Raw genomic sequence first — 26483 nt, forward strand, 5'->3', positions numbered from 1 at the left:
ATGACCTCAATTCAACCGATCGAGCCGTCCACGACGCTCATTCCTGAAAAGAACCTGACGAAGACGCTGACCGTCGGCATCATCACCGCGTTCTTCGTGATCGCGGCGCCGATGATCATCGGCGCGGCCGGTGGCAACTACTGGGTCCGCGTGCTCGACTTCGCGATGCTGTACGTGATGCTCGCGCTGGGCCTGAACGTGGTGGTCGGCTTCGCCGGCCTGCTGGACCTGGGCTACATCGCGTTCTACGCCATCGGCGCCTACGTCGCGGCGTTGCTGTCCTCGCCGCACCTGACCTCGCAGTTCGAGTGGATCGCGCATCTGTTCCCGAACGGGTTGCACACGCCGATCTGGATCATCGTGCCGATCGCCATGGGGCTCGCCGCGACGTTCGGGATTCTGCTCGGCGCGCCGACCCTGCGTCTGCGTGGCGACTATCTCGCGATCGTGACCCTGGGCTTCGGGGAAATCGTGCGGATCTTCATGAACAACCTCGACCGTCCGGTGAACATCACCAACGGGCCGAAGGGGATCACGGGGATCGACCCGGTGTCGGTGGGCGGCTTCAGTCTTGCGCAGACCCACACGTTCCTCGGGTTCTCGTTCCCGTCGGTGTACATGTATTACTACCTGTTCGTGCTGTGCTCGCTGCTGGTGATCTGGACGTGTACGCGCTTGCAGCACTCCCGTATCGGCCGTGCATGGGCCGCGATCCGCGAGGACGAAATCGCCGCCAAGGCCATGGGCATCAACACCCGTAACGTGAAGTTGCTGGCCTTCGCAATGGGCGCGTCGTTCGGCGGTCTGTCGGGCGCGATGTTCGCCGGCTTCCAGGGCTTCGTGTCGCCGGAATCGTTCACCTTCTGGGAATCGGTCGTGGTGCTGGCCTGCGTGGTGCTGGGCGGCATGGGCCACATCCCCGGCGTGATTCTCGGGGCGGTGCTGCTCTCCGTGTTCCCGGAATTCCTGCGCTCGACGATGGGTCCGCTGCAGAACGCAATCTTCGGCCATGAAATCGTCGATACCGAAGTGATCCGTCAGTTGCTGTACGGCCTCGCGATGGTCGTGATCATGCTGTACCGCTCGGAAGGCTTGTGGCCGTCGCCGAAGCACGAAGACAAGATTGCGAAACTGGCGAAGCGCGCTGGCAAGAAGCCGGTGCGTGCTTAAGGCCCGGGGAGAAATCATATGAGCAATAACGTAAACAACAGTGTGGGCAGCGACCAGATCCGTCTGTCGGTGAAGGGCGTGAACAAGCGCTTCGGCGGCCTGCAGGCACTCTCCGACGTCGGCTTGCAGATCAAGTCGGGCCAGATTTATGGCCTGATCGGCCCGAACGGCGCCGGCAAGACGACTTTCTTCAACGTGATCACGGGGCTGTACACGCCGGATTCTGGCGAGTTCAAGCTCGACGGTACGCCGTACACGCCGACCGCGGTCTATCAGGTGGCGAAGGCGGGGATTGCGCGTACGTTCCAGAACATCCGTTTGTTCGGCGGCATGACCGCACTGGAAAACGTGATGGTTGGCCGTCACGTGCGTACGAAACACGGCCTGATCGGCGCGGTGTTCCAGACGCCGGCCGAGCGCAAGGAAGAGCGCGAGATCAAGGAGCGCGCAATCGAACTGCTGGAGTACGTCGGCATTGCGCAGTACGCGGACTACACGTCGCGCAATCTGTCGTACGGTCACCAGCGTCGTCTGGAAATCGCACGCGCCCTGGCAACGGATCCGAAGCTGCTCGCGCTCGACGAACCGGCTGCCGGCATGAACGCAACGGAAAAGGTCGAGTTGACCAAACTGCTCGACAAAATCCGCAGCGACGGCAAGACGATTCTCCTGATCGAACACGACGTGAAACTGGTGATGGGTCTGTGCAACCAGATGACCGTGCTCGACTACGGCAAGGTGATTGCGCAAGGTCTGCCGTCAGACGTGCAGAAGGATCCGAAGGTGATCGAAGCTTATCTGGGTGCGGGGGTCCACTAATGGCTACGGCAATGTTGAAAATCAAGGGCCTGCAGGTCAATTACGGCGGCATCCAGGCAGTCAAGGGTATCGATCTCGAAGTTGCGCAGGGCGAACTGGTCACGCTGATCGGCGCGAACGGCGCAGGCAAGACCACGACGATGAAGGCGATCACGGGTCTGAAGCCGTACTCGGCAGGCGACATCGAGTACATGGGTGAGTCGATCAAGGGCATCCCGGCGCACGAACTGCTCAAGCGCGGTCTGGCGATGGTGCCGGAAGGCCGAGGCATTTTCTCGCGCATGTCGATCGTCGAAAATATGCAGATGGGTGCTTATCTGCGTAACGACACGGACGGCATCAAGGCGGACGTCGATCGCATGTTCGGCTTCTTCCCGCGCCTGAAGGAACGTGCCTCGCAGTACGCGGGCACGCTCTCGGGCGGCGAACAGCAGATGCTGGCGATGGCGCGCGCGATCATCAGCAAGCCGAAGCTGTTGTTGCTCGACGAACCGTCGATGGGTCTTTCGCCGATCATGGTCGAGAAGATCTTCGAAGTGGTGCGGGCGATCTCGGCCGAAGGCATGACCGTGCTGCTGGTCGAGCAGAACGCGCGTCTGGCGTTGCAGGCGGCCAATCGCGGTTACGTGATGGACTCGGGTCTGGTGACGATGTCTGGCGACGCGAAGCAGATGCTGGATGATCCGAAGGTGCGCGCAGCTTATCTGGGTGAATGAGTTGGGTGAATAAGCTGGACTAAGTTTGCCTTAGCCGCAAAAAAGGCCGCATGCGTTTCAATCACGCATGCGGCCTTATTCTATTCGGGCGATTGCCTGCGCCTAAGCCGCTGGCGTTTCCGCCAGTTCGCCCAATCGTTTGCCGAGACTGATCACGGCATCCGCGCGATAACCGAGCGCCTCATAGAACGCGCGCACGTCGGCCTTCGCGGATAGCACCTGCAAATTCAGCTTCGGGCATCCACGTTCGGTCAACGCGTTTTCGACATGCGCGACCAGACGTGCGCCGAAGCCGTGACGACGCAACGATTCATCCACTGCGAGCGAATACAGCCAGCCTCGGTGCCCGTCGTAGCCCCCCATCACGGTGCCGACGATACGTTCGCCGAACACCGCGACAAAGAACAGTTCCGGTTGCGTCGCCAGCTTGTTGGCGATCGACAGATGCGGATTGCGCTGCGGCCTCGTCACGTCCCGGTACTCGGGGAACGCTTCTTGCCACAGCGCGACCACGGCATCGGTGTCGCTCGCTTCGAAGCGGCGGATCGATAGCGTTGCGGTCGTCGTCATACGCGTTTTCCTGGGTGATTACAGCGTGTCGAGAATCGAACGCAGCATCGCCATCATCTGGTCGATTTCTTCGCTCGTGACGTTCAGCGCCGGCATGAAGCGCAGCAGGTTCGGACGCGCCGCGTTCAGCAGCAGGCCGTCGGGTTGCATCACGCGAGCCTTCTCGACGATCTGATTGCCGATGTCCTTGCCGAGCAGCAGGGCGCGCAGCAGACCTTCGCCGCGCTCGCCTTCGAAACCACGTTCTTCAGACAACTCGAGCAGCCTGGCACGCAGATACTCGCCGCGCGCGCGTACGCCTTCGAGGAAGCCCGGCGCGGTCAGTTGCGAGATCACCGAGTAGCCGACCGCGGTCATCAGCGGATTGCCGTTGTACGTACCACCCTGGTCACCCGGTTCGAACACGGCGATGTCGGCTTTCGCGAGCAGCGCCGCGAGCGGTACACCGCCGCCGATGCCCTTGCCGAGCGTCATGATGTCTGGCTCGATGCCCGACAGTTCGTACGCGAACAGGGTGCCGGCCCGACCGCAACCGCTTTGCACTTCGTCGACGATCAGCAGCAGATTGTGCTGTTTGGTCAGCGCGCGCAGTTGCTGCATGAACTCGCGCGTGGCGGGAATCACGCCGCCTTCGCCCTGAATCGGCTCGAGCATCACCGCAACCGTCTTCGGGTTGATGAGCTTTTCGACCGACGCGATGTCGTTCAGATCCGCTTTCGGGAAGCCCGGCACTTGCGGCGCGTAGATCGTGTCCCAGCCCGGCTTGCCGCTGGCGGACATGGTGGCGAGCGTGCGGCCATGGAAGCTGTGATCGAACGTGATGATTTCGAACGCCCCATCCTTGAACTTCTTGCCCCACTTGCGCGCGAGCTTGATGGCGCCTTCGTTCGCTTCGGCGCCGCTGTTCGCGAAGAACACCTTGTCGAAGCAGCTGTGCTGCGTGAGCAGCCCGGCGAGTTGAGCCATCGGGCCGTTGTAGAAGGCCGGCGACGGATTGAGCAGCAATTGCGCCTGCTTGTTCAGCGCTTCGATCATGCCGTCGTTGCAGTGACCGAGGCTGTTGACCGCCCAGCCCTGGATGAAGTCCAGATATCGCTTGCCGTTATTGTCGTAGAGCCAGGAGCCCTTGCCGTGCGTGAAAACGATTTCGGGCCGGTTCGTGATGTACATCAGCGACTCGATCGGATACTCATTGAAATTCATGACGGCAGGCTCCAGACAGCGGGGTGAAGGGTGAATGAACGGTTGCCGGATATGAAACAGGGGCCGGCAAAAACAAAAAAATCAAACAAAAAAGCCACGGCATGCCGTGGCTTTCATGATTCGAACTGCCTGCGCCTTTGTGCGGCGCGAATCCGTGACGAAGCCAGCGGCGCCCCTAAGGGAGCGGCGAGCGGCGACGTCGGAGTTCGGATTGAGTGCGGTTCATGCGCGAAAGAATACGACAAGGAAAGCGCTGGTGTAAACCATGAATTTGCATCAGACCGATATTTTTGTCTGGCGCACGAACTCCGGTTGTCCGCCGATTATGAGATGTACGGCTGACTAAAATGTGACATGGGTCGTTTGAGCGGTTGTCCGCCAGAACGGAAAAGCCAGTACAAACGACCGGCAGAAATGCAAATGGGCGCTCGAGAGAGCGCCCATTTTTTAATCAGGAAGCCGGGGTCCGCCCATCCGAAGATAGCTGCCGACGCTGATCCCGACCTATCGCTAACAATTCTAAAAGCGTAGGAGCCAAAGGTCAATGGAACGCCTGACAGACGAAGAAATTACGGCAGTTGCCGCACTGCTTTCGGGCGAACGCCTCGGTACGTTTCAGGCAATGGCAGGCAGCACTCGCGCGACCATCGCGCTTCATCAGCAGATGTTGCAGCTTGCTGGCACCCTGATGAGCGTCACTGCGGTGGTCGAAATTGCATTGCGCAACGCGGTGTGCGACAAACTGACAGAGCACTTCGGTGTCGAAGGTTGGTTACGTCGGCCACCGGCGCCGTTTGCCTGGAAAGACGAGGAGCGAGGCAAGGTCGAAGCGGCGGTTCGCAGTGCGCAGCGCGCCGCCTATGCCAAACTAAGCCCGTCCGAGAAGCGCGCGCTCGATAAGGCTGCGTTCCGCCGCGGTGTGCCGCCGGGGCTGGGTCACGAGTTTCGACTCGATGCGCGGCAAAAAGCGATCGTTGTTCCCGGCGGGCAGGTTATCACCCAACTCACGATGTACTTCTGGAAGAGATTGTTTTCCAACGACTACGAACAGACGTTGTGGAAATCGTCGCTCAAGCGCATTTTCCCGGACAAGCGGGTCGACCGGTCTGCGGTAGCCACGCAATTGGAGCACATCTATCAGATGCGTAATCGCGTCGCGCACCACGAGCCAGTGTATGGCCGCAGACTCTTCGAGACATTGGCCGCGATCGATTATGTTGTTTCGAATCTGGGTATGGCCGGCAGCGATGGATGCACGCCGTTGCACAAAATGCTCCAGCCTGAGCATGCGGCTCCAGAGAATCAAGCGCGCGCGTTGCAGATCAGAATCGACGCTTTCGTTGGCGCAAACCCTGCCTGCGCAAAGCGCGGCCATTTGCATAGCCGCGCTTTCAGAACTCGGCTTCGCGAGCATCGGGGCGCTAGCGCCGATGCTATGCACTCCCTTAAACCGCGTTCGCCAGATCCGCCTCACTCGTGAACGAATCCGCGTAGAACTCGTCTTCCGGCAGACCGTGGTGCTGGGTGAAATCGCGCTGCGCCGACTCGACCATCACCGGTGCGCCGCACGCGTACACCTGGTACGGCGACAGATCCGGCAGATCCTCGATCACCGCGCGATGCACGAAGCCGACGCGACCCGTCCACGCGTCGCTCGCGTCCGGTTCCGACAGCACCGGCACGAACTTGAAGTTCGGGATCTCGCGAGCCCATTGCTCGGCGAGATCGAGCAGGTACAGGTCCTTCTTGCGGCGTGCGCCCCAGTACAGCGTCATCGGCCGGTTGAGGTTCTTGAACACCGCATGTTCGACGATCGCCTTCAGCGGCGCAAAGCCGGTGCCCGAGGCCAGCAGCACGATCGGCTTGTCCGAATCTTCACGCAGGAAGAAGGTGCCGAGCGGGGCTTCGAAGCGCAGGATGTCGCGCTCCTTCATCGTGCTGAACACGTGGTCCGTGAATGCGCCACCCGGCATATGACGGAGGTGCAATTCGATGGGGCCTTCCGCGTGCGGCGCGCTTGCCATCGAATAGCTGCGGCGCTTGCCGTCCTTCAGAATGAATTCGAGGTACTGGCCGGCCAGATACTGCAGACGTTCGTTGGCGGGCAATTGCAGCTTCAGCACGACGACGTCGTCGGCCTTGCGCTCGATGGCGTTCACGCGGCACGGCAGTTTCTTGACCTGCACGTCGCCCACGCCCGCTACTTCGCGGATATCCACTTCGAGATCGGAGCAGGCCGTCGCGCAGCAGAAGAGCGCCATGCCACGCGTTTTTTCGTCGTTCGACAAAGCCGACGACGAATGCTGACGCTGTTCAATCTGACCGCTGATCACGGTGCCTTTGCATGAGCCGCAGGCGCCGTTCTTGCAGCCGTACGGCAGGCCGATGCCCTGGCGCAAAGCCGCGATCAGGACCGGTTCGTCCTGTTCTACCTGAAACTGCCGGCCGCTTTGCCGGAGCGTGACGTTAAATGCCATAGAGTGTTCGAAATCGAGAAGTCGGTAATCGTTATCGGACCCGCGGTGCAACTGTGCGGTACCTGCCGCGCTTGACGGCTACAATGCGTCCACCATGAAAGCGACACGAAAATTACGCCGGCCGCGCGTGCTGATTGTTGGCTGCGGTGACGTCGGCATGCGCTGCGTGCCCTTGTTACAGCCACACTCGCATGTCTTCGCGCTGACCAGCCACGCCGGGCGCAGCGCCGAATTGCGCGCTGCCGGCGTCACGCCGCTGGTCGGTGATCTCGACGCGCGCCGCAGCCTGAAACGGCTTGCCGGCCTCGCGCCGACGGTGCTGCATCTCGCGCCGCCGCAAAAGACCGGCGATGACGACAGCCGTACCCGTGCTTTGCTCGCTACGCTAAGCGCGCGCCGCAATCGGGCGCTGCGTGCCGCGCGCGGCGCGGTGGCGCCGGTCGGGCGGCTACGCCGCGGGTTGAGCAACATAAGTGCCTCGTGGGCGGAATCTGAAGCAGCCAATATTGTACCCGACAGGGTGCGCTGGACCGCCGCTCCGCACGCGCCTGTGAGGCTGGTGTACGCGAGCACGACAGGTGTCTACGGCGATTGCGGCGGCGCGTGGATCGACGAGACGCGCGCGCTGCAACCGGCCAATGCGCGCGCCAAACGCCGCGTGTCGGCCGAACAGCAGTTGCGGCGCGCCACCGCGCGAGGCGTGGTCGCCGCGAGCATTGCACGGATTCCCGGCATCTACGCGGGCAACCGCCTGCCGCTCGCGCGGCTGGAAAAGCGCACGCCCGCCTTGATCGACGACGACGACGTCTACACCAACCATATCCACGCCGACGACCTCGCCGCGATCCTACTGCGCCTCGCCACGCATGGGCGGCCGGCGCGCGTGATTCACGCGTCCGACGACACGTCGCTGAAAATGGGGGCGTACTTCGATGTGGTGGCCGATGCGTTCGGTCTGGCGCGTCCGCCTCGCATCACGCGTACGGAGGCAGAGCAGCAGATCGAGCCGACCTTGCTGTCTTTCATGCGCGAATCGAGGCGGCTTGTGAACCGCCGCCTCAAAGAGGAGCTGCGGGTACGCTTGCGGTACCCGAGCGTTGATGATTTTTTGCGTGAGACTTCTTAGGCTTTTACGTCAGCGCCGGCAATGCCTCCAGCAACAGGAAGCACAGCATCGCGCCAATCAGTGCGCCGATCAGGTTCGGGTGATATTTGTGCCGCAGCCGCATCACAACCAGCAGTCCGCCGACCAGAACCAGCCCGAGGCACGTGAAAGCAATCATCACGGATGAGATCACGATAGTGTCGTGGATGACCATGGCGCCTCTCCTTGAACCCTTTGTAGTCTTTGTTTAATCGAGTATAGGGCGATTCGTAAGGAAGAGCATGCTGCGCCGCAGCGTGTAATCAGGCGTTCCGCGAGGCCTGTGTGCGGGCGCGCACACGATTCTCCTGACGCATCAAGGCTTTAAAAGGGACCTACCGGTTTACCCGCTCCGTAAAGATCCGAGGTCGGTTTCGTCGAGCCATTGCCACGCGCCTTCTGCGAGCGTCGCGGGCAGCGCGAGTCCACCGATCTGCTCGCGATGCAGCGCTTCGCAACGGTTCCCGGCCGCCGCGATCATCCGTTTGACCTGGTGATACTTGCCCTCCATCACGGTGAGGGCCAGCGCGTGTTCGCCGCGCGCCTGGGCATCGACGGCGACGATCGGTTTGGGCTCGCCGTGCAGCATGACACCGTCGCGCAAGGCACCGAGTTGGGCGTCGTCGATGGGATGCCGCGTGGTCGCGATGTACCGCTTCGGCACTTTGCGTTTCGGCGACGTGAACATGTGAACGAACTTGCCGTCGTCGGAGAGCAGCAGCAGGCCGGTGGTGTCCTGATCGAGGCGGCCCACGCATTGCACGCCGCGTTCGGCGAACTGCAGCGGCAGCAGGCTGAACACGCTCAGATGATGCTGCGGATCGCGCGAGCATTCGTAGCCTGCGGGTTTGTTCAGGAGCAGATAGGCGTGCTCGCGATACGGCCAGACGACACCGTCCACGCTGAAGCAGAACGTGCTGTCGTCGGTCGGGAAATCGGTATCGGCGTCGGCGCAGACTGAACCGCCGATGCTCACGCGGCCGTCGCCGATCAGCGCCCGGCATTGGCGGCGCGAGCCGAAACCTTGAGTGAAGAGGATGCTTTCGAGATTCATGGCGAGCGAAGAATAACACCGCAAGAAGCGGAGCGCCGCGCAGCGCCTTAGCGACCACGATGAGTTCTCCCCGTCCCGTCACAGGAGTTCATCGATGCATACCGCTTCCTCTTCGCCGTCTTCATCCGCGATCCGTCTGCCGGCCGCCTTTCAGCGGCTCGCATGGTCGAATCTGGTCGCGCAATCCGCTGAGCAGGTCAGTCTCGCCGCCGCGCCGCTCGTCGCCGTGTTCGCGCTCGGTGCAGGCGCGCGCGAGACCGGTCTGCTGCAAACCGCGCAGACGCTGCCGTTCCTGTTGTTGTCGATTCCGCTCGGCGTGTGGGCCGACCGCCGCTCGCGCCGCACGTTGATGACGCTCGCCGAAAGCGTGCGTGTGGTCGCGATGCTCTGCGTGCTGCTGCTGGTGATGACCCATTCGCTTAGCTTGTCGCTGCTCGCCGCGCTCGGTTTTATTGCCGCGACTGGCACGGTGGCCTACAACGTCGCGGCGCCTTCGCTGGTGCCCTCGATCGTGCCGCGCGAGGCGTACGCCCAGGCCAATGGCCGGCTCGAACTGGCGCGCAGTGTCGCGTATTCAGCGGGTCCGGCGCTCGGCGGACTGCTGGTCGGCTGGATCGGCGCGGGATGGGCGTATGGCTGCGCGGCTGGGCTATCGGCGCTGGCCGTCGCGTTGCTCGCGGGGCTGCGCGAACCGCCGCGAGCGGCCGCTCCGGAGCGTCACTTCCTGCTTGAACTGCGCGACGGTACGCGCTTTGTGCTGCGCGACGCGCTGCTGCGTCCGATGCTCGCCACCGCGATCTTTTTCAATCTCGGTTTCTTCGTCCTGCAAGCGGTGTATGTGCCATATGCCGTGCATCGCTTGGGATTGAGCGCGTCGATGGTCGGTGTGACGCTCGGCGCGTACGGCGTCGGCATGGTGTGCGGCGCGCTCGCCGCACCGGCCATCGCGCGACGCCTCGCGTTCGGCCGCGTGCTGATCATCGGACCGTCGTGCGGTTTGCTCGCCTCGCTCGTGATGGTGGCGACGATCGTCACGCCGTCGTTCTGGCTCGCGATGCTGAGCTTCTTCCTGCTCGGCGCCGGACCGATTCTGTGGGTGGTGGGTTCGACCACCCTGCGTCAGGCGATCACGCCCGAACGGATGATGGGCCGTGTCTCGGCGCTCAACAGCACCGCGACCTTTGGTGCGCGCCCGCTGGGCGCATTGCTCGGTGCGGCGATAAGTGTGCGCTGGGGGATGGACGCATGTCTGGTGGCGGCTGCCGCAGCGTTCCTTGTGCAGGCGCTGATCATCGTCATGTCGCCGGCGGCACGGCTCGCGAACATTCCCGAGGGCACTGCAATCGCTCAATGAAAACTGGTTTTCATCGGATGGCGGTGTTGTGTGCCGGCGTGTTGGCGACCCATCGGGGAAAACCCTCAAAAATGAAAATGAATTTTTTTCTGATAGGTTTCTATGTAAATATACTTTCATGCATTTTGCTTACGCCCCGGAGGAAGTCCCCTTGGGGGACAACCATCACGCCAGTTCGCACGCATGATCCATCACTCGTCCGTTGCTTCGAACCCTGCCGAGCAGGCCATCGCCGCGCGCATCGCTGCAGCGATGCCGACGCTTACGCCGATCCATCGACGCATGGGCGAATACGTGCTGGCGAATCTGTTCCGCGCGGCGACGATGCGGATCGACGAACTGGCGAGCGTGGTTGGCGCATCGGTCGCAACGGCGAATCGTTTCGCTCGCGCACTCGGCTTCGACGGTTATCCGCAGTTTCGGGAAGCGCTGGTCCGCGGCTTCGAAGCGACGCTCGCACCGGTCGAGCGGCTGCGTAGCGCGCAGGAATCGCTCGCTTCCGGCGATGATCTGGTTGACGCATCGCTCGAACAGGCCACAACCAATCTGCAATCCACCCGCTCCGCGATTGACAGCGCTGCCGCCGAGGCCGCGGTCGAAGCGATAATTTCCGCGCGTCGTGTCTTCGTGCTCGGCGCGGGTTCGAGCGCGTTCCTCGCCGGCCTGATGGAGCACGGCCTGATGCCGTATCACGACAACGTGCAGTCGCTCGCGTTTGTCGGCGGACCGTCGCATGCTGCGCGGCGTCTGTTCGCTTCGAATGAAGACGATCTGGTGATCGGAATCGCGTTCCCGCGTTACGTTGAAGACACAATCGAACTCGCGCGGCGCGCAGCAAGTCGCGGGGCACGCGTGCTTGCGCTGACCGACGGCCCGCGCTCGCCGCTCGCGCAATTTGCCGATCTCAAGCTCTATATCCGTTCTGAGCGGCGGCTCGCTGCCAATGCCGATTCGGCTGTGCTGGCCGTGATCGAAGCACTCTGCGATGCGGTCGCATATCGCGCCCAACGTTCGGTTGAGGCCGCCGCCGGCGTCAGCGAATTCGTCTTGCCCTGGCTGACCGATCCTCAAGCCGAGCCGTCCAGCACGACTGAGCAGCCCGTGCGCGCTTCTATCCGTACCACCCGCACTACGAAAGCCAAGAAATGAACACCAACGCAGTCATTGCCATTCACGGCGGGGCAGGCACGATCCTGCGCGCATCGATGTCGGGTAGCGCCGAAGCTGAGTACCATGCCGCCTTGCATGCGGTGCTGAGCGCCGGGCAGCGTGTGCTTGCCGACGGCGGCAGCGCGCTCGATGCCGTCAGCGAAGCCGTGCGTCTGCTCGAAGACTGCCCGCTCTTCAACGCGGGCCGCGGCGCGGTCTACACGGCAGCCGGCACGCATGAACTCGATGCTGCCATCATGGACGGCAGCACGCTCGAGGCCGGCGCGATCTGCTGCGTGAAGCGCATACGCAATCCGATTCTGGCGGCGCGCCGCGTACTCGAACGCAGCGAACACGTGTTATTCACGGGCGAAGGCGCGGAAGCCTTCGCGGCCGCGCAAGGACTCGAATTCGTCGAGCCCGGGTATTTCCATACCGAAGCGCGTCATCGCCAATGGCAGCTTGCACGCGGTCAGAATCGCGCGATGCTCGATCACGACGGCGCGACGCTGGATTCGAAAAACGACGATCCCACGCCACACGAGCCGATCGACCCGAATCGCAAGTTCGGCACCGTGGGCGCGGTCGCACTCGATCAGCATGGCCACGTAGCTGCGGCGACCTCGACGGGTGGCGTCACCAACAAGCAGGTGGGCCGCGTCGGCGACACACCGCTGATCGGCGCGGGCTGCTATGCGGACGACGCAACCTGCGCGGTCTCGACCACCGGCTCCGGCGAGATGTTCATTCGCATGATCGCTGCATACGACGTCGCGGCGCAGATGGCATACCGCAACGTTTCGCTCGAAGAAGCGGCGCACGACGTGGTGATGAACCGTCTGCCGAAGATCGACGGCCGCGGCGGTCTGATCGCGGTCGATGCACGCGGCAACATCACGCTGCCGTTCAATACCGAGGGCATGTATCGCGGGTTCGCGCGGATCGGTGAGACGCCAGTAACGGCGATCTATCGCTAATGCTGCCGCGCTGCTCCCTCGCTTGAATTGCAGCCTGAATCTTCGCTGGAACTTTCGCTTGAATCACCGCTAGCCGCGTCCGAATCCAAAGGAACCATCGTGCCGACTTCATCGCACACTGCCCGTCCGTTTATCGAAACCTTGCCGCCGCAACGCGTGCTTGCGGTCGACGATCTGTCGGTCGCATTTCGCAGAGGCGACAAGACCTTCAACGCGGTGCGCAATCTGTCGCTGACGGTCGAGCGTGGCGAGACGCTGGCGATCGTCGGTGAATCGGGTTCGGGCAAATCGGTGACATCGCTTGCCTTGATGCGGCTGATCGAGCATGGCGGTGGGCGCCTTGCCGGCGGCAGCATCGCCTTCCGGCGCCGCGACGGCAGCGTGCTCGACCTCGCGAAAGCGTCGTCCGGCACGATGCGTTCGATTCGCGGCGCCGACATCGCGATGATCTTCCAGGAGCCGATGACCTCGCTCAATCCGGTATTCACGGTTGGCGATCAGATCAGCGAAGCGATTGCCTTGCATCAAGGGAAGAGCCGTTCTGCCGCGCACGCCGAAACGCTGCGTCTGCTCGAACTCGTGCGCATTCCCGAAGCGCGCCGGGTGGCTGCGCGTTTTCCGCATCAGCTATCGGGCGGCATGCGCCAGCGCGTGATGATCGCGATGGCGCTGTCGTGCAAGCCCGCCCTGTTGATCGCCGACGAGCCGACCACCGCGCTCGACGTGACGATTCAGGCGCAGATCCTGCAACTGATTCGCGGCCTGCAGGACGAGATGAACATGGGCGTGATCTTTATCACGCACGACATGGGTGTGGTGGCCGAAGTGGCCGATCGCGTGCTGGTGATGTATCGCGGCGAGAAAGTGGAAGAGGGTGCGTCGGATGTGCTGTTCGCCGCGCCGTCGCATCCCTATACGAAGGCATTGCTTGCCGCGGTCCCGCGCCTTGGCGCGATGCAGGGCACCGATCTGCCCGCCAAGTTTCCGATTCTGACTGTCGAGCAGGCAGCGCTCACCGGCACTGACGAACGGGTTCGTCCCGCTGCCGCTGTAGCGCAAGAATCCCAACCGCTGATCCACGACAGCACGCCGCCGATTCTGCGCGTGCGCGATCTGGTCACGCGTTTTCCGGTCAAGAGCGGGGCGTTCGGTCGCTTGACGGGCCGCGTCCATGCGGTCGAGAAGGTCAGCTTCGATCTGCGTCCGGGTGAAACCCTCGCGTTGGTCGGCGAATCGGGTTGCGGTAAATCGACGACGGGCCGTTCATTGCTGCGTCTGGTCGAAAGTCAGAGCGGCTCGATCGAATTCGACGGCAAGGAAATCAGCTCGCTCACTGGCCCGGCGTTGCAAGCGCTGCGCCGCGATATCCAGTTTATTTTTCAGGACCCGTTTGCTTCGCTGAATCCGCGCTTGACGGTCGGCTTCTCGATCATGGAGCCGCTGCTCGTGCACGGCGTCGCTCAAGGCGCTGAAGCCCAGGCACGCGTGGCGTGGCTGCTCGAAAAGGTCGGCTTGCCGCCCGAAGCCGCGCGCCGCTATCCGCACGAATTTTCGGGCGGACAACGGCAACGCATTGCGATTGCGCGGGCGCTGGCATTGAATCCGAAAGTCGTGATCGCCGACGAATCCGTCTCCGCACTGGACGTCTCCGTGCAGGCGCAAATCGTCAACCTGATGCTCGATCTGCAACGCGAGCTCGGCGTTGCGTATCTGTTCATTTCGCATGACATGGCGGTAGTGGAGCGTGTCAGCCATCGCGTGGCGGTGATGTATCTCGGCCAGATCGTCGAGATCGGTCCGCGCCGCGCGGTGTTCGAAGCGCCGCAGCACCCGTACACGAAAAAGCTGATGGGCGCGGTGCCGGTCGCCGATCCCGCACGCCGTCACGCGAAACGCATGCTCGCCGCCGACGAAATTCCGAGCCCGATTCGCTTACTGAACGATGAACCGATTGTGGCGCCGCTGGTGGCGGTCGGACCGGATCATTTCGTGGCTCAGCATCGGGTTGGCGGCGCTTACTAGACCTGAGCGAAAGCCCGAACGCAGTCCTGACCGAAGTACCAGACCTGAAGCAAAGCCATTTTCTCTCGCAGCACATAACCCTGTTTCAATTCGCAGCCTGGAGCCAACCTCATGAACCTGCTGGTCCCGTCTTCTCCGTTTCGTTTGCGCGCGCTGGTCAGCGGCGGCGCGATGGTGTTCGCGATGCTCGCGGGCAATGTGGCGCACGCCGACACGACGGCTGTGATGGCCGTTGCGTCGACCTTCACGACGCTCGATCCGTACGACGCGAACGACACGCTGTCGCAAGCCGTGGCCAAGTCGTTCTATCAAGGTCTGTTCGGGTTCGACAAGGACATGAAGCTGGTCAACGTGCTGGCCGACAGCTACGAAGCGAGCCCGGATGCCAAGGTCTACACGTTCAAGCTGCGCCACGGCGTGAAGTTCCAGGACGGTACTGACTTCAACGCTGCGGCAGTCAAAGCAAACTTCGACCGCGTGACCGATCCGGCGAACAAGCTCAAGCGCTACAACATGTTCAACCGTATCGAGAAGACCGAAGTGGTCGATGCGTACACGGTGAAGGTCACCCTGAAGGCGCCGTTCTCGGCATTCGTCAACGTGCTGGCGCATCCGTCGGCGGTGATGATTTCGCCCGACGCGCTGAAGAAGTACGGCAAGGACATCGCGTTCCATCCGGTCGGCACGGGCCCGTTCGAACTGGTGAAGTGGGACCCGGCAGGCGACCTGACGGTGAAGAAATTCGCCGGCTACTGGAAGAAGGGCTATCCGAAGATCGATGCGATCGACTGGAAACCGGTGGTCGACAACAACACGCGCGCTGCGTTGATGCGCACCGGCGAGGCGGACTTTGCTTTCCAGGTGCCGTTCGAGCAGGCGGCGCAGTTGCAGTCGAGCCCGAAGGTTGACCTGATCGCGTCGCCGTCGATCATCCAGCGCTATATCAGCCTGAACGTCAACCAGAAGCCGTTCGACAACCCGAAGGTGCGTGAGGCGCTGAACTACGCGGTCAACAAGGACGCGCTGACGAAGGTCGCGTTCGCGGGTTATGCGACGCCGGCTGATGGCGTGGTGCCGCAAGGTGTCGACTACGCCGTCAAGCTCGGCCCGTGGCCGTACGATCCGGCGAAGGCGCGTGAGTTGCTGAAGGAAGCGGGCTATCCGAACGGTTTCGAAACGACGCTGTGGTCCGCGTATAACTACTCGACCGCGCAGAAGGTGATTCAGTTCGTGCAGCAGCAACTGGCACAAGTCGGCATCAAGGCGCAGGTTGAAGCACTCGAAGCGGGTCAGCGCGTCGCGAAGGTGGAAAGCGCGCAGGACCCGGCGACCGCACCGGTGCGGATGTACTACGCGGGCTGGTCCTCGTCGACGGGTGAAGCGGACTGGGCGATTACGCCGTTGCTCGGGTCGGTCTCGTTCCCGCCGAAGATGGTCAACACTGCGTACTACAAGAACGACACCGTTGACAGCGATCTGAAGCAGGCGCTCGAAACCACAGATCGCACAAAGAAGGCCGCGCTCTACACCGACGCACAAAAACGCATCTGGGCCGACGCGCCGTGGATCTTCCTCGTCAAGGAAAAGGTCGTGTACGCGCGCAGCAAGCGTTTGTCGGGTGCGTATGTCGCGCCGGACGGCTCGTTCAATTTCGACGAGATCGCAATCAAGTGATGAGTTGATCGCCCGGCCGGCGTATTCCAGACGAACACGCCGGCCGGGTGGCCGCTTTCTAACGATTCTTCGTTACCCGCATCATTGCCGGATTGGTTTCATGCTGAACTTCCTCGTCAAACGTATCTTTGGCCTGCTGCCGACGCTCTTCATCGTCGCCGTGCTGGTGTTCCTGTTCGTGCATCTGTTGCCCGGCGATCCAGCGCGTCTCGCGGCCGGCCCCGAAGCGGACGAAGCGACCGTTGCGCTGGTGCGTACCGATCTCGGTCTTGATAAGCCGATGCCGGAGCAATTCGTCAACTTCTTCGTGAAGATCGCGCACGGCGACTTCGGCACGTCCACGCGCAGCAAGCGGCCGGTCAGTCAGGAAATCGGCGAGCGCTTCATGCCGACGTTGCTGCTGACGCTCGCGAGCATGGTGTGGGCGGTGGTGCTCGGCATGGGCATCGGTATCGTCTCGGCCGTATGGCGCAATCGTTGGCCCGACCGACTCGGCATGACGCTGGCGGTGTCGGGTATTTCGTTTCCCGCGTTCGCGCTTGGCATGCTGCTGATGGAGATCTTTTCGGTGAAGCTCGGCTGGTTGCCGATCGTCGGGGACGGTTCCTGGAAAAGCTACGTGCTGCCGTCGCTCACGCTCGGCGCGGCCGTGGCGGCAGTGATGGCGCGCTTCACCCGTGCTTCGTTCGTCGAAGTGATGAATGAAGATTTCGTGCGCACCGCGCGCGCCAAGGGCGTGCCCGAACGGCTCGTGATCGTCAAACACTGCCTGCGCAACGCGATGATTCCCGTCATCACGATGATGGGACTGCAATTCGGCTTTCTGCTGGGCGGCTCGATCGTGGTGGAGGTGGTATTCAACTGGCCGGGCCTCGGACGCCTGCTGGTGGATGCCGTGGCGATGCGCGACTATCCGGTGATTCAGGCTGAAGTGCTGCTGTTCTCGCTTGAGTTCATCATCATCAACCTGGTTGTGGACGTGCTGTACGCCGTCATCAACCCGACTATCCGTTTCAAGTGAGGCCGGCATGAGCATCTCAGCTACCGAGGCGAATGCGGCCAAGGCCGCTCTTGTAGAAAGCGCGATCCGCACGCCGTGGAGTGAATTCTGGCGCAAATTCCGCAAGCAGCATGTGGCGCTCGCCGCCGGCATTTTTGTGCTGCTGCTGGTCGCGGTCGCGATTCTCGCGCCGCATATCGTGCCATACGACCCGGAGAATTTCTTCGACTACGACGCGTTGAATGCGGGGCCCTCGGCCGCGCACTGGTTCGGGGTCGATTCGCTGGGCCGCGATATTTTCAGCCGCATTCTGGCGGGTTCGCGTATTTCGCTCGAGGCCGGTTTTCTGTCGGTGGCGATCGGCGCGGTGATCGGCACATTCTTCGGCTTGCTGGCCGGTTACTACGAAGGCTGGTGGGACCGCATCACCATGCGTGTCGCCGACGTGCTGTTCGCGTTTCCCGGCATTCTGCTGGCGATCGGTGTGGTCGCGATTCTCGGCAACGGCATGATCAATGTAATCTGCGCCGTGGCGATTTTCAGCATCCCGGCGTTCGCCCGCCTCGTGCGCGGCAATACGCTGATGCTCAAGCAACTTACCTATATCGAAGCGGCACGCAGCATCGGCGCATCGGACTGGACCATCATCGTGCGGCATATTCTGCCGGGGACGATTTCGTCGATCGTGGTGTACTTCACGATGCGGATCGGCACGTCGATCATCACGGCGGCAAGCTTGTCGTTTCTCGGACTCGGCGCGCAACCGCCGATGCCGGAGTGGGGCGCTATGCTCAACGAAGCGCGTGCCGATATGGTCACCGCGCCGCATATCGCGCTGTTTCCGAGTCTGGCGATTTTCCTCACCGTGCTGGCGTTTAATCTGCTCGGCGACGGTCTGCGCGATGCGCTCGATCCGAAGCTCGACCGGCCATGAGTCTGACTAATACTGCCAGTGAAAACACGCCGCATATCGGCGTGTTGCCGAGCGGCCCGCGCGGGACGATTGCCGACGTAGAAGGCGTGACGGTAGGACATTGCACGCTGGATGAGGGCGCTGTGCAAACCGGCGTGACCGTAATTCGTCCGCACCGGGGCGATCCGTTTCTCGCGAAGGTGCCCGCGGCCGCTTCAGTGATCAATGGCTTCGGCAAAAGCATCGGGCTCGTGCAGGTTGAAGAACTCGGCGTGCTGGAAACACCCATTGCATTAACCAATACCTTTGGTGTCGCTGCGGTCGCCCAAGCGCAGATTCGTGCGGCAATTCATGCCCATCCGCAGATCGGACGCGAGTGGTCGACCGTCAATCCGTTGGTGTTCGAATGCAATGACGGATACCTGAACGATATTCAGGCTTTGGCGGTAAGCGAACGGCACTACAACGATGCGTGTGAAGCGGCAAGCGTTGATGTCGCGAGCGGTTCGGTCGGCGCAGGCCGCGGCATGTCGTGCTTCGATCTGAAGGGCGGAATCGGCAATGCATCGCGCGTGGTCGACGTAGCAGGGCAGCGCTATACCGTCGGCGCGCTGGTGCTGGCGAACTTCGGTCGCCTGCCGATGCTGACGATCGACGGTACGCCGCTCGGTCGCGTGCTGGCCGAACGCGCGGCCGAAGCCAGCGCGAAACCCGAGCAAGGCTCGATCATCATGATCGTCGCCACGGATGCGCCGCTCGACGCTCGCCAGCTCAGGCGTCTGTCATTGCGCGCCGCGGCCGGTCTTGCACGAACCGGTTCGGTGTACGGCCACGGCAGCGGCGACATTGCGTTGGCGTTTTCAACGGCCTACACCGTGCCGCACGAGTCCGACTTTGTCGCGCTGCCGCCGGTGCTCGCCGATGCTCGGCTCGATCCGCTATTCCGTGCCTGCGCGGACAGCGTCGAGCAGGCGATCGTCGATGCTTTGTGGAGCGCAACTTCCGTCACGGGCCGCGACGGCCATCGTCGCCTATCGCTGCACGACACCGTCCCCGATCTCGCTCAACTTCTCAAGTAATCTTCCTGATGAAAGTCCTGATTTCCGCCGACATCGAAGGTGTGGCCGGCGTGTTCCATCCCGAGCAAACGCGCGCGGGCAACGGCGAATACGAAGCCGCGCGCCGCTGGATGACACTCGAGGCCAACGCCGCGATTGAAGGCGCTTTCGCAGGCGGCGCGACGCATGTATGGGTCAACGATTCGCACGGCGGTTTCCGCAATCTGTTACCGGATCTGCTCGACGCGCGTGCCCAGATCGTGCTCGGCAAACCGCGCACACTCGGCATGATGGCCGGCCTTGAATATGGCGCGGCGCTGGTGTTCATGATCGGCTATCACGCCAGGTCGCAGACGCACGGCGTTCTCTCGCATACGATCAACAGCTTCGCATTCGCGCGCGTCTCGCTGAACGGCGTCGAGGTCGGCGAGGCAGGATTGTATGGAACGCTGGCGGAAGAATATGGCGCACAGGTAGTGCTTTTATCCGGCGACGATGTATTCGCCGAGGAAACTGCGCCGCGTTTTCCTGGCGCACGCTTTGTCGTCACCAAGAGCGCGACGGGGCACGCGAGCGGCGTCACGCAAACGCCGGCAAGCGCTCGCGATGCCATCGAAACTGCCGCGCGCGAAGTGGTGCGGCATTACATCGACAAGGGTTATGCGTCGCAAGCCACGCGCGCTACCACGAAGCCCGTCGAATGCGAGTTGCGTGTGCAAACTACCGCACTTGCCGATCTGTTCTGCCAATGGCCGACGCTCACGCGCGTGGACGCCGTCACGTTGCGTTTTAGCGCGGAGTCGGCGGAACATGTGGTGCGCATGCTGAATTGCCTGTCGGCGATGTCGTTCATGCTGCGCTGAGCCGTGTGACGGAGGGCGTGACGGCGACAGCCTACTGTTGCCGGCTCAACTCCCGCGCTGCACGATCGATCACATCCGCCACCGCCCCGGCATGCGACACCGGCACGAGATGGCTCGATGAGATGGGCACAATCTTCGCGCCCATCCGGTTAGCCATGAACTGTTCGACTTCGGGCGGTATCGCGCGGTCCCTCGTCGTCACGATGTACCACGACGGCTTTTCTCTCCACGCCACCTGGTTCACCGTTTCGCTGAAGGCCCTTGCGGCGATCGGCTGCTGCGCGGCGGAGAGCACGCGCGTTAGATTCTCGGGTACGTCGGCAGCGAAGTCGGCGTGATACTTGCTGCGGTCGAGCCAAAGAAAGCCTGTGGAATCCGCGGTGATGCCTTGATTCGCCGGCGCCGGCGCTGCACGTTTCATCAGGTCGATCGTCGATTCATGCAGGTCCGGCGCAATGGCCGCCACGTAGACGAGACCCGCGACGTTCGGTGCGTTTGCACCCGCTTCGGTAATCACGACACCGCCCCAAGAATGCCCGACCAGGATAGTTGGGCCATCCTGGCGCGCGAGGACGCGGCGGGTGGCGGCGACATCGTCGGCGAGCGACGTGAGCGGGTTCTGCACCGAACTCACGTGATAACCCTTCTGCTGTAACTTCGCGATGACACCGTTCCAGCTCGATCCGTCGACGAACGCACCATGAACCAGCACGACGTTGCGCACGGGGCCGGTCATCGGCGCTGCGGGCGGTGTGGGGGCGTTCGCTCTTGTGGTGGCGGGTGCGGCGGGCGTGGGTGCAGCGGCAGGGGGCGCGGGGACTGCGGCAGGCTCGGCGGGAGGAGGGGCCGGTGCTTCAGGTGCGCTCGACTCCATGCCTGGCATCACGGCGGGTTCGGCGGCGGGTTCTGCCGCAGGCGCTGCGGTTTGCGCGAGGGCACCGGCCCCAGCGAAGCAGAGACACAAAACAGCGGCGCCAAGCAGACGATTGAGCGACATGTTGAATCTCCGAAGGCTGAAACCTCGACTAGGGCAACATACCGAAGCACCACGCCAGTGACAATCACTATCCTTGCCGTTAAGTGCGGCGCAGAACCAAGCGCGGGTTGGTCCCAGTATTGAGGTAATTTCGGGCGCGCTAAAATTTCAGGTTGTGCCGGAGCGGACCATAAGTCCGATCGGGTGATCGATATCCATACACTGGGGCGCAATTTTGAATAGTGCACAGCAGCAAGACGGCCTGAAGCGCGGGCTTAAAAATCGCCACATCCAGCTGATCGCGCTGGGCGGGGCGATCGGCACCGGCTTGTTTCTCGGCTCCGCCAGCGTGTTGAAGGCAGCCGGCCCGTCGATGATTCTCGGCTACGCGATCGGCGGCATCATCGCCTTCATGATCATGCGGCAGCTTGGTGAAATGGTGGCACAGGAGCCGGTTGCCGGCTCGTTCAGCCACTTCGCGTACAAATACTGGGGCGACTTTCCCGGCTTTCTGTCCGGCTGGAACTACTGGGTGCTGTACGTGCTCGTGAGTATGGCCGAGTTGACCGCAGTTGGCACCTATGTTCATTACTGGTGGCCGGGGGTGCCCACGTGGGTCTCGGCGCTGGTGTGCTTCGCCGTCATCAACGCCATCAATCTCGCTAACGTCAAAGCGTACGGCGAAACCGAATTCTGGTTTGCGATCATCAAGGTCGTGGCGGTGATCGGCATGATCCTGTTCGGCGGCTATCTGCTGATCAGCGGCCATGGTGGGCCGCAAGCCTCGATCACCAATCTCTGGGCCGACGGCGGCTTTTTCCCGCACGGTTTTCACGGCCTGTTCATGATGCTCGCGGTCATCATGTTTTCGTTCGGCGGGCTCGAATTGATCGGTATTACGGCTGCTGAAGCGGCCGACCCGCAAAAGAGCATTCCGAAGGCCGTGAATCAGGTGATCTACCGGATTCTGATTTTCTACATCTGCTCGCTGGCAGTGTTGCTCTCGTTGTATCCGTGGAATCAGGTGGCGGCCGGCGGCAGCCCGTTCGTGATGATCTTCTCGCAGATCGGCTCGACGCTGACCGCGAACATCCTCAACGTGGTGGTGCTGACCGCCGCGCTGTCGGTCTACAACAGCGGCGTGTATGCGAATAGCCGCATGCTGTACGGTCTGGCGGAACAGGGCAATGCACCGCGCGCGCTGATGAAGGTCGACCGCCGCGGCGTGCCGTATATGGCGATTGGTTTGTCGGCGCTCGCCACGTTCACCTGCGTGATCATCAACTATCTGATTCCGGCCGAAGCACTCGGTTTGCTGATGGCGCTGGTGGTGGCCGCGCTGGTGTTGAACTGGGCGCTGATCAGCCTGACGCATCTGAAGTCGCGCAAGGCGATGGTGGCGGCAGGCGAGACGCTCGTGTTCAAGTCGTTCTGGTTCCCGGTCAGCAACTGGATCTGCCTCGCCTTCATGGCGCTGATCCTCGTGATTCTGGCAATGACGCCGGGCCTGTCGGTCTCGGTGTGGCTCGTGCCCGCGTGGCTGATCGTGATGTGGGCCGGCTATGTGTTCAAACGTCGGCGTGCAGCGATGCATGGCGGCGCGCGCGTGGCAGAGCAGTAAGACGGATAGTGGGCGCCGGCGTCGTTGGCGCCGGGCCGCCCAATATCGAGAAGAGCTTCAATATGCGGCGGAACGTCACATATTGCTCAGGCAATTATTGCCTAAGCTGATAAGTGCAATGTCGCATGTCAGGAGCCGAATATGAACACCATCATCGAACACGACGCACGTTTGGACTTGTTGCTATCGATCGCGCATGAAACGCTCGGCATCGCGACGTTCGAACTGAGCGGCAAGGCGAGCGCGGATTTACGCATCGTGCGGGTCGATAGTCTCGCGAGAGCGCTGGAAGCGGCCTACGATGCCGGCCTCATGATCGGCCGTCGAGTGAGTTCGAACGGAAGTCTTGCAGGCCAACACCAGTAATGCGGCTTCAATGCCTCATTTCGTTGCTTTATGAAGGGCAACAAAAGCAGGGCAACAAAAAGCCCCGCGCAGCATGGCTGGGCGGGGCTTTCTGATTTTATGCGGTACTGCTCGAATCTTTTTTGGTGCCAGGGCCGGACACGCAAAATGAGCGGAAATGCGTTGCCTGACGGGCGCGTAACTTTTTTTTGAGTGCTTCATACCCCCAAGCGTACCCCCAATGGTGCCGAGTGCGTCGAAACATAGCTCCACACGGAATAACTCGGCGGCCGATTGCGCATTTCGTTGGTGACACGGTGACGGGCCTTTAGGTAAGCCGCCAAAGCTAAGCGGGGCGGGCTTTTTCCTGTCACCAAGAGTGTCACCAAAACACTCATAAATGTGGTGACAAGTTGGTGACGTCGGCATCGGCATCGGGTTTCGCAGTTGGTTCCCCGCTCGGAATCCGAGCCAAGGTTGAACGGCAATGCCTGCTGAACGGTCGCAGAATACCCCGGGCTGGCACATAGCCGCGCGAAAGCTTTCCCGTGCCGCCTCCGCCCCAAGGGCAAGCGAACGCCCTGGCTTGCATTGGCACATTCGATTTGTAGTCCCTGTGACGTGACAGGCTGCGACGACTCTATGCGGAAGTTTCTCGGTCAGTCCCTTTCGACCGCTTACGGGCCGATTGGCGGCGTTTGACGAGACGAGCGCAGCTAGAAACATCGACAACGCAGATTTCGGGCTGCGGGCCGGCTGGCGATTCGCTTCGGCCACAAAACGACGAAATTAGAATGGATATCAACCCGGCAGTGATTTTGGCTTGCGGATTCGAAACGAAGTGTTCGATAAGCGCGATTCGACCGTCAATGAATTCACCAATCGGATACGCGCCAGGGTTCAACAAATGGAAGTGTTTGCGAGCACACATCTTCGCCTTAGATAGCATGCCATTTCACACACCGGGCCGACTTGGAGCCGTAGGCCGTTGTGGTAGATTCATCGGCAATACGGTATCCGCGCCGAGATCAATGTGGAGGAGCAGATGGGGCAAGCGAAGATAAAGCGGGGCGCGGCGTTCGCGCCGTATTTAATAGACGGGTGGGAGAGCCGGGATTGCATCGATTTCGCCTTCGCGCTCTCGCGACTTACGGGCTGGTTGCTTCATGTTGACTGGTGGACTCCAGCAACGCAGCGGCCGCCTGAAGGGAAGGAAGACGGCTTCAAACCGCTTCGCGTTTTTGTCGGGGATAACAGAAACCTGATATTCGATCCGCGCGGAGTCATGTCGATATTCGATTTCCGCGACCGGATTGTTACGAAGCAAATCCGTATGCGAGGCCACGACGGCCCGGGCAGTGTGCTGACACGATTCTATGGTGAAGACAAGTTCGTGAGGTTGCCTTTGCGATACCAGCCAGACGCCGAAAAGATCAAAGATGCGGTCGAGGCCATTAGCGCACACCCCAACTATCTTTCAAACGTTCCGGCGAGAGGTCTGCCCAAATTGCCCGCCCACCACGCCGCGCGATTCAGCTTTGGGTCATGTTCCGTGTTTGCAGAGGCTTTAAGCCAGCGCACCGGATTGCGGGCAACGGCGCTTATGGCGATCCGGCTCTTGTCCGGTTGGGAGGGAACGGAGATAAGCGAAAGTGGCTACTTTCACAGTGTGGTCCTGCATCCCGACGGAATGGCGGAAGATTCGTGGGGGAAGGCAGCCGTCGAAGACATAGCGTTACGCTACGGCGTTGCCGAGTTTGTGACGAATGACTTTGAACACCGTGCGGTAGTTGAGCGAATCAAACACAACACCGCAGACGTGTACGCATTGAGATTTGACGACGCAGTTTCACTGATCCGCGAAAGTACCGGGAGATAACCGCGGATTTCCCGAAACCTTGTGTGTTGCCCCGGAGAGTGGAAAAGGAAGTGCCCAAATATGTTGACCACCGAACTTAAAAACCACGGTGGTATTGACCCTGCCCCGGATCCTGTCAGCTACATGCGTGGCCGACGCCCCAGCGAGTACTCGGACTCCGAAGCCACATCCTCGCTTGAGTTGACACAGGGTTTCCTTGAGTATCACCTTGAAACGCTCACGAGCCGCAGCCAGGAAACTGAATTCGCCTATTTTGCGCGCCGTCTTGCGGAGAAGGAAATCTGCCCAAACCTGCGTCCCCAGACGGGGCCGACGGGGGGAGGCGATGGCAAGGCGGATAGCGAGACGATTCCCGTATCAGGTCAACTCGCAGAACTGTGGGCGGGCAGCGTGGCTAACTTTTGGACACGTCTCAAAGGAGCGTACAAAAGGGACCGGTTTTGTACATACCTGTTCACGACGGTACTGCGTGACCGCGAGACAGCTTGGTCTTTCATGGGTTTTCTTGAGACTATCTTATCGGCGAAAATGCGGGGATTGCCCTTGCATGGCCGTTGCGGTCACTACTCCCTTCATATGCGCTACCGTTATCGATTTGCGTCTCAGTTTCTCGTCAACTCGCGATCCATTGACCCATTAGGACGCGGTCAGCTTGCTGTGGCAGGCGTACCTGATGAGCTCTCGGCGGTTTCGTGGCGCACTGAACTAGTGATGGCACGGTTGGGTTGCGCGATCAGCAATGCCTCGCGGACCACACTCCGTGCGATGTTTGCAGAGTTTTCTGCATTCAGACAGCGCGTCTACAGCACGGCCGAATCGATATCGGACGACGAGAAAATCGCGCGTGCGACAGAGTTTGATTACTCGGTTGAGATGATTCTCTGTGGCGAAGATCCATGGGAAAGCTTGGATGCGCATCTGGCGTGCGTAGCCTGTCTTTGGCTCGACGATCCTGTGTCGTTCCAGCATGCGTTTTCGTTCGGGGTCGAGGTTGGCCAGCGTCGCCAGTTCCTTGCCCGACACTATGCGATCGCATCGTTGCGTTACGTCGAACTTGCGCTGCTGGCTCGACGTGCAGAACGTGTAGACCAAGCTCTCCGGTACGCATTGCTGGCCGCCAGTACTTCGAATCAAGCGATGGATCTTGTGTTCGACGGCGAAGAGGCGATCCTAAGCGAAATTGGCCGGCGAGGCGCTAAGGCACGTCACCGAATCGATCCGAAACAGAAGGCAAAGGCGGCTGTATATGACCTGTGGAGGCGGTGGCAAAACGGCCAAGAGAATTTCCCGAACAATGCAAAGTTTGCGCTGGCCGCTGTCCAGCAACACGCTGACCTTGGAAGCACGCAAGTGGTAGAGAGATGGCAGCGAAATTGGCGCAAGGGCAAGGATATACCGGGCTCCGACTAGTCTCTTACCCTACGTGTCGGGCGCCACCATTACTGAAATGCGTCGTTGAATTTAAGGCGATTTTTCGGGAAGAGTGGCACCGAGCGGTC

25 protein-coding genes are annotated in these 26483 nt (G+C 61.5%); 19 read left to right on the top strand and 6 right to left on the bottom strand.

The window, feature by feature from the left end; translation table 11 throughout:
* From PQQ96_RS24140 to PQQ96_RS24150, 3 genes are read left to right on the top strand one after another with little or no spacing between them, the layout of a single operon-like run.
* Positions 1-1170 carry an ABC transporter permease subunit gene (locus PQQ96_RS24140; protein WP_408297359.1) on the top strand — a complete coding sequence of 390 codons (1170 nt, stop codon included), beginning with the start codon at positions 1-3 and terminating at the stop codon, positions 1168-1170.
* Positions 1171-1188: 18 nt separating this feature from the next.
* Complete coding sequence (locus tag PQQ96_RS24145) at positions 1189-1989, top strand: ABC transporter ATP-binding protein (protein WP_408297361.1); 801 nt, start codon at positions 1189-1191, stop codon at positions 1987-1989.
* Positions 1989-2705 (top strand): ABC transporter ATP-binding protein, encoded by a 717-nt coding sequence (locus PQQ96_RS24150; protein WP_408297363.1) that lies wholly within the window; start codon positions 1989-1991, stop codon positions 2703-2705. The genes PQQ96_RS24145 and PQQ96_RS24150 overlap by 1 nt, the downstream gene beginning before the upstream one ends.
* Before the next feature lie 102 nt (positions 2706-2807).
* Here PQQ96_RS24150 and PQQ96_RS24155 read toward each other — a convergent pair whose 3' ends face one another.
* Both PQQ96_RS24155 and PQQ96_RS24160 read right to left on the bottom strand, forming a co-directional pair.
* Positions 2808-3275: a GNAT family acetyltransferase gene (locus PQQ96_RS24155; protein WP_408297365.1), complete on the bottom strand. Its 468-nt coding sequence runs from the start codon at positions 3273-3275 to the stop codon at positions 2808-2810.
* Between the two features lie 18 nt (positions 3276-3293).
* Positions 3294-4478 carry an acetylornithine transaminase gene (locus PQQ96_RS24160; protein ID WP_408297367.1) on the bottom strand — a complete coding sequence of 395 codons (1185 nt, stop codon included), beginning with the start codon at positions 4476-4478 and terminating at the stop codon, positions 3294-3296.
* A 30-nt stretch (positions 4479-4508) separates the two neighbouring features.
* On the opposite strand from PQQ96_RS24160, the gene PQQ96_RS24165 reads away from it, so the two are divergent.
* Complete coding sequence (locus PQQ96_RS24165) at positions 4509-4820, top strand: hypothetical protein (RefSeq protein ID WP_408297369.1); 312 nt, start codon at positions 4509-4511, stop codon at positions 4818-4820.
* 361 nt (positions 4821-5181) lie between these two features.
* Positions 5182-5958 (top strand): hypothetical protein, encoded by a 777-nt coding sequence (locus PQQ96_RS24170; RefSeq protein WP_408297371.1) that lies wholly within the window; start codon positions 5182-5184, stop codon positions 5956-5958.
* On the opposite strand, the gene PQQ96_RS24175 is transcribed toward PQQ96_RS24170, so the two are convergent.
* Positions 5924-6955: a CDP-6-deoxy-delta-3,4-glucoseen reductase gene (locus PQQ96_RS24175; protein WP_408297373.1), complete on the bottom strand. Its 1032-nt coding sequence runs from the start codon at positions 6953-6955 to the stop codon at positions 5924-5926. The two genes, PQQ96_RS24170 and PQQ96_RS24175, sit on opposite strands and share 35 nt — an antisense overlap.
* Before the next feature lie 94 nt (positions 6956-7049).
* Here PQQ96_RS24175 and PQQ96_RS24180 point away from each other — a divergent pair, with 94 nt between their 5' ends.
* Positions 7050-8081: an NAD-dependent epimerase/dehydratase family protein gene (locus PQQ96_RS24180; protein ID WP_408297375.1), complete on the top strand. Its 1032-nt coding sequence runs from the start codon at positions 7050-7052 to the stop codon at positions 8079-8081.
* A 4-nt stretch (positions 8082-8085) separates the two neighbouring features.
* Here PQQ96_RS24180 and PQQ96_RS24185 read toward each other — a convergent pair whose 3' ends face one another.
* Positions 8086-8274, bottom strand: a complete 189-nt coding sequence (locus tag PQQ96_RS24185) for a hypothetical protein (protein ID WP_408297377.1) — start codon at positions 8272-8274, stop codon at positions 8086-8088.
* A gap of 168 nt (positions 8275-8442) precedes the next feature.
* Positions 8443-9153, bottom strand: a complete 711-nt coding sequence (locus tag PQQ96_RS24190; RefSeq protein WP_408297379.1) for a pseudouridine synthase — start codon at positions 9151-9153, stop codon at positions 8443-8445.
* 94 nt (positions 9154-9247) lie between these two features.
* On the opposite strand from PQQ96_RS24190, the gene PQQ96_RS24195 reads away from it, so the two are divergent.
* From PQQ96_RS24195 to PQQ96_RS24235, 9 genes are all read left to right on the top strand, one after another.
* Positions 9248-10507: an MFS transporter gene (locus tag PQQ96_RS24195; protein ID WP_408297381.1), complete on the top strand. Its 1260-nt coding sequence runs from the start codon at positions 9248-9250 to the stop codon at positions 10505-10507.
* A 183-nt stretch (positions 10508-10690) separates the two neighbouring features.
* Positions 10691-11656, top strand: a complete 966-nt coding sequence (locus PQQ96_RS24200) for a MurR/RpiR family transcriptional regulator (RefSeq protein WP_408297383.1) — start codon at positions 10691-10693, stop codon at positions 11654-11656.
* On the top strand, positions 11653-12633 hold the full coding sequence (locus tag PQQ96_RS24205) for an isoaspartyl peptidase/L-asparaginase family protein (protein ID WP_408297385.1): 981 nt from the start codon (positions 11653-11655) through the stop codon (positions 12631-12633). Before PQQ96_RS24200 ends, PQQ96_RS24205 begins: the two co-directional genes overlap by 4 nt.
* Positions 12634-12732: 99 nt before the next feature.
* Positions 12733-14655 carry a dipeptide ABC transporter ATP-binding protein gene (locus PQQ96_RS24210; RefSeq protein ID WP_408297387.1) on the top strand — a complete coding sequence of 641 codons (1923 nt, stop codon included), beginning with the start codon at positions 12733-12735 and terminating at the stop codon, positions 14653-14655.
* A gap of 111 nt (positions 14656-14766) precedes the next feature.
* Positions 14767-16329: a glutathione ABC transporter substrate-binding protein GsiB gene (gene gsiB / locus PQQ96_RS24215; protein WP_408297389.1), complete on the top strand. Its 1563-nt coding sequence runs from the start codon at positions 14767-14769 to the stop codon at positions 16327-16329.
* Between the two features lie 100 nt (positions 16330-16429).
* Positions 16430-17350: a glutathione ABC transporter permease GsiC gene (gsiC, locus tag PQQ96_RS24220; protein WP_408297391.1), complete on the top strand. Its 921-nt coding sequence runs from the start codon at positions 16430-16432 to the stop codon at positions 17348-17350.
* A gap of 7 nt (positions 17351-17357) precedes the next feature.
* The gene (gsiD, locus tag PQQ96_RS24225) at positions 17358-18263 is read left to right on the top strand and encodes a glutathione ABC transporter permease GsiD (RefSeq protein WP_408297393.1); all 906 of its coding nucleotides are present in this window, start codon (positions 17358-17360) and stop codon (positions 18261-18263) included.
* A complete protein-coding gene (locus PQQ96_RS24230) occupies positions 18260-19321 on the top strand; it encodes a DmpA family aminopeptidase (protein ID WP_408297395.1) in 1062 nt (353 codons plus the stop codon). Before gsiD ends, PQQ96_RS24230 begins: the two co-directional genes overlap by 4 nt.
* 8 nt (positions 19322-19329) lie before the next feature.
* Complete coding sequence (locus PQQ96_RS24235) at positions 19330-20163, top strand: M55 family metallopeptidase (RefSeq protein ID WP_408297397.1); 834 nt, start codon at positions 19330-19332, stop codon at positions 20161-20163.
* A 31-nt stretch (positions 20164-20194) separates the two neighbouring features.
* On the opposite strand, the gene PQQ96_RS24240 is transcribed toward PQQ96_RS24235, so the two are convergent.
* Positions 20195-21160, bottom strand: coding sequence for an alpha/beta fold hydrolase (locus PQQ96_RS24240; RefSeq protein ID WP_408297398.1), 966 nt, complete (start codon positions 21158-21160; stop codon positions 20195-20197).
* Positions 21161-21374: 214 nt separating this feature from the next.
* Between PQQ96_RS24240 and PQQ96_RS24245 the strand changes: the two genes are divergently transcribed.
* The 4 genes from PQQ96_RS24245 to PQQ96_RS24260 all read left to right on the top strand — a co-directional run bounded on the left by PQQ96_RS24245 (position 21375) and on the right by PQQ96_RS24260 (position 26394).
* The gene (locus PQQ96_RS24245) at positions 21375-22760 is read left to right on the top strand and encodes an amino acid permease (protein WP_408297400.1); all 1386 of its coding nucleotides are present in this window, start codon (positions 21375-21377) and stop codon (positions 22758-22760) included.
* A gap of 141 nt (positions 22761-22901) precedes the next feature.
* A complete protein-coding gene (locus tag PQQ96_RS24250) occupies positions 22902-23126 on the top strand; it encodes a DUF6900 domain-containing protein (protein ID WP_408297401.1) in 225 nt (74 codons plus the stop codon).
* Between the two features lie 1024 nt (positions 23127-24150).
* Positions 24151-24984 (top strand): hypothetical protein, encoded by an 834-nt coding sequence (locus tag PQQ96_RS24255; protein WP_408297403.1) that lies wholly within the window; start codon positions 24151-24153, stop codon positions 24982-24984.
* A 60-nt stretch (positions 24985-25044) separates the two neighbouring features.
* Positions 25045-26394 carry a hypothetical protein gene (locus tag PQQ96_RS24260; RefSeq protein ID WP_408297404.1) on the top strand — a complete coding sequence of 450 codons (1350 nt, stop codon included), beginning with the start codon at positions 25045-25047 and terminating at the stop codon, positions 26392-26394.
* Positions 26395-26483 lie beyond the last annotated feature (89 nt).

The organism is Paraburkholderia sediminicola (assembly GCF_046027825.1).
Lineage (GTDB): Bacteria > Pseudomonadota > Gammaproteobacteria > Burkholderiales > Burkholderiaceae > Paraburkholderia > Paraburkholderia sediminicola_D.

Excerpts from the sequence above, each read along its gene's own strand:
- PQQ96_RS24140 (WP_408297359.1), top strand. The coding sequence starts at position 1 with ATGACCTCAATTCAACCGATCGAGCCGTCCACGACGCTCATTCCTGAA.
- PQQ96_RS24175 (WP_408297373.1), bottom strand. The coding sequence starts at position 6,955 with ATGGCATTTAACGTCACGCTCCGGCAAAGCGGCCGGCAGTTTCAGGTA.
- PQQ96_RS24230 (WP_408297395.1), top strand. The coding sequence starts at position 18,260 with ATGAGTCTGACTAATACTGCCAGTGAAAACACGCCGCATATCGGCGTG.
- PQQ96_RS24205 (WP_408297385.1), top strand. The coding sequence starts at position 11,653 with ATGAACACCAACGCAGTCATTGCCATTCACGGCGGGGCAGGCACGATC.
- PQQ96_RS24235 (WP_408297397.1), top strand. The coding sequence starts at position 19,330 with ATGAAAGTCCTGATTTCCGCCGACATCGAAGGTGTGGCCGGCGTGTTC.
- PQQ96_RS24185 (WP_408297377.1), bottom strand. The coding sequence starts at position 8,274 with ATGGTCATCCACGACACTATCGTGATCTCATCCGTGATGATTGCTTTC.
- PQQ96_RS24155 (WP_408297365.1), bottom strand. The coding sequence starts at position 3,275 with ATGACGACGACCGCAACGCTATCGATCCGCCGCTTCGAAGCGAGCGAC.
- gsiB (WP_408297389.1), top strand. The coding sequence starts at position 14,767 with ATGAACCTGCTGGTCCCGTCTTCTCCGTTTCGTTTGCGCGCGCTGGTC.
- PQQ96_RS24200 (WP_408297383.1), top strand. The coding sequence starts at position 10,691 with ATGATCCATCACTCGTCCGTTGCTTCGAACCCTGCCGAGCAGGCCATC.
- PQQ96_RS24260 (WP_408297404.1), top strand. The coding sequence starts at position 25,045 with ATGTTGACCACCGAACTTAAAAACCACGGTGGTATTGACCCTGCCCCG.
- PQQ96_RS24145 (WP_408297361.1), top strand. The coding sequence starts at position 1,189 with ATGAGCAATAACGTAAACAACAGTGTGGGCAGCGACCAGATCCGTCTG.
- PQQ96_RS24240 (WP_408297398.1), bottom strand. The coding sequence starts at position 21,160 with ATGTCGCTCAATCGTCTGCTTGGCGCCGCTGTTTTGTGTCTCTGCTTC.
- PQQ96_RS24195 (WP_408297381.1), top strand. The coding sequence starts at position 9,248 with ATGCATACCGCTTCCTCTTCGCCGTCTTCATCCGCGATCCGTCTGCCG.
- gsiC (WP_408297391.1), top strand. The coding sequence starts at position 16,430 with ATGCTGAACTTCCTCGTCAAACGTATCTTTGGCCTGCTGCCGACGCTC.
- PQQ96_RS24255 (WP_408297403.1), top strand. The coding sequence starts at position 24,151 with ATGGGGCAAGCGAAGATAAAGCGGGGCGCGGCGTTCGCGCCGTATTTA.
- PQQ96_RS24250 (WP_408297401.1), top strand. The coding sequence starts at position 22,902 with ATGAACACCATCATCGAACACGACGCACGTTTGGACTTGTTGCTATCG.
- PQQ96_RS24190 (WP_408297379.1), bottom strand. The coding sequence starts at position 9,153 with ATGAATCTCGAAAGCATCCTCTTCACTCAAGGTTTCGGCTCGCGCCGC.
- PQQ96_RS24150 (WP_408297363.1), top strand. The coding sequence starts at position 1,989 with ATGGCTACGGCAATGTTGAAAATCAAGGGCCTGCAGGTCAATTACGGC.
- PQQ96_RS24180 (WP_408297375.1), top strand. The coding sequence starts at position 7,050 with ATGAAAGCGACACGAAAATTACGCCGGCCGCGCGTGCTGATTGTTGGC.
- PQQ96_RS24160 (WP_408297367.1), bottom strand. The coding sequence starts at position 4,478 with ATGAATTTCAATGAGTATCCGATCGAGTCGCTGATGTACATCACGAAC.
- gsiD (WP_408297393.1), top strand. The coding sequence starts at position 17,358 with ATGAGCATCTCAGCTACCGAGGCGAATGCGGCCAAGGCCGCTCTTGTA.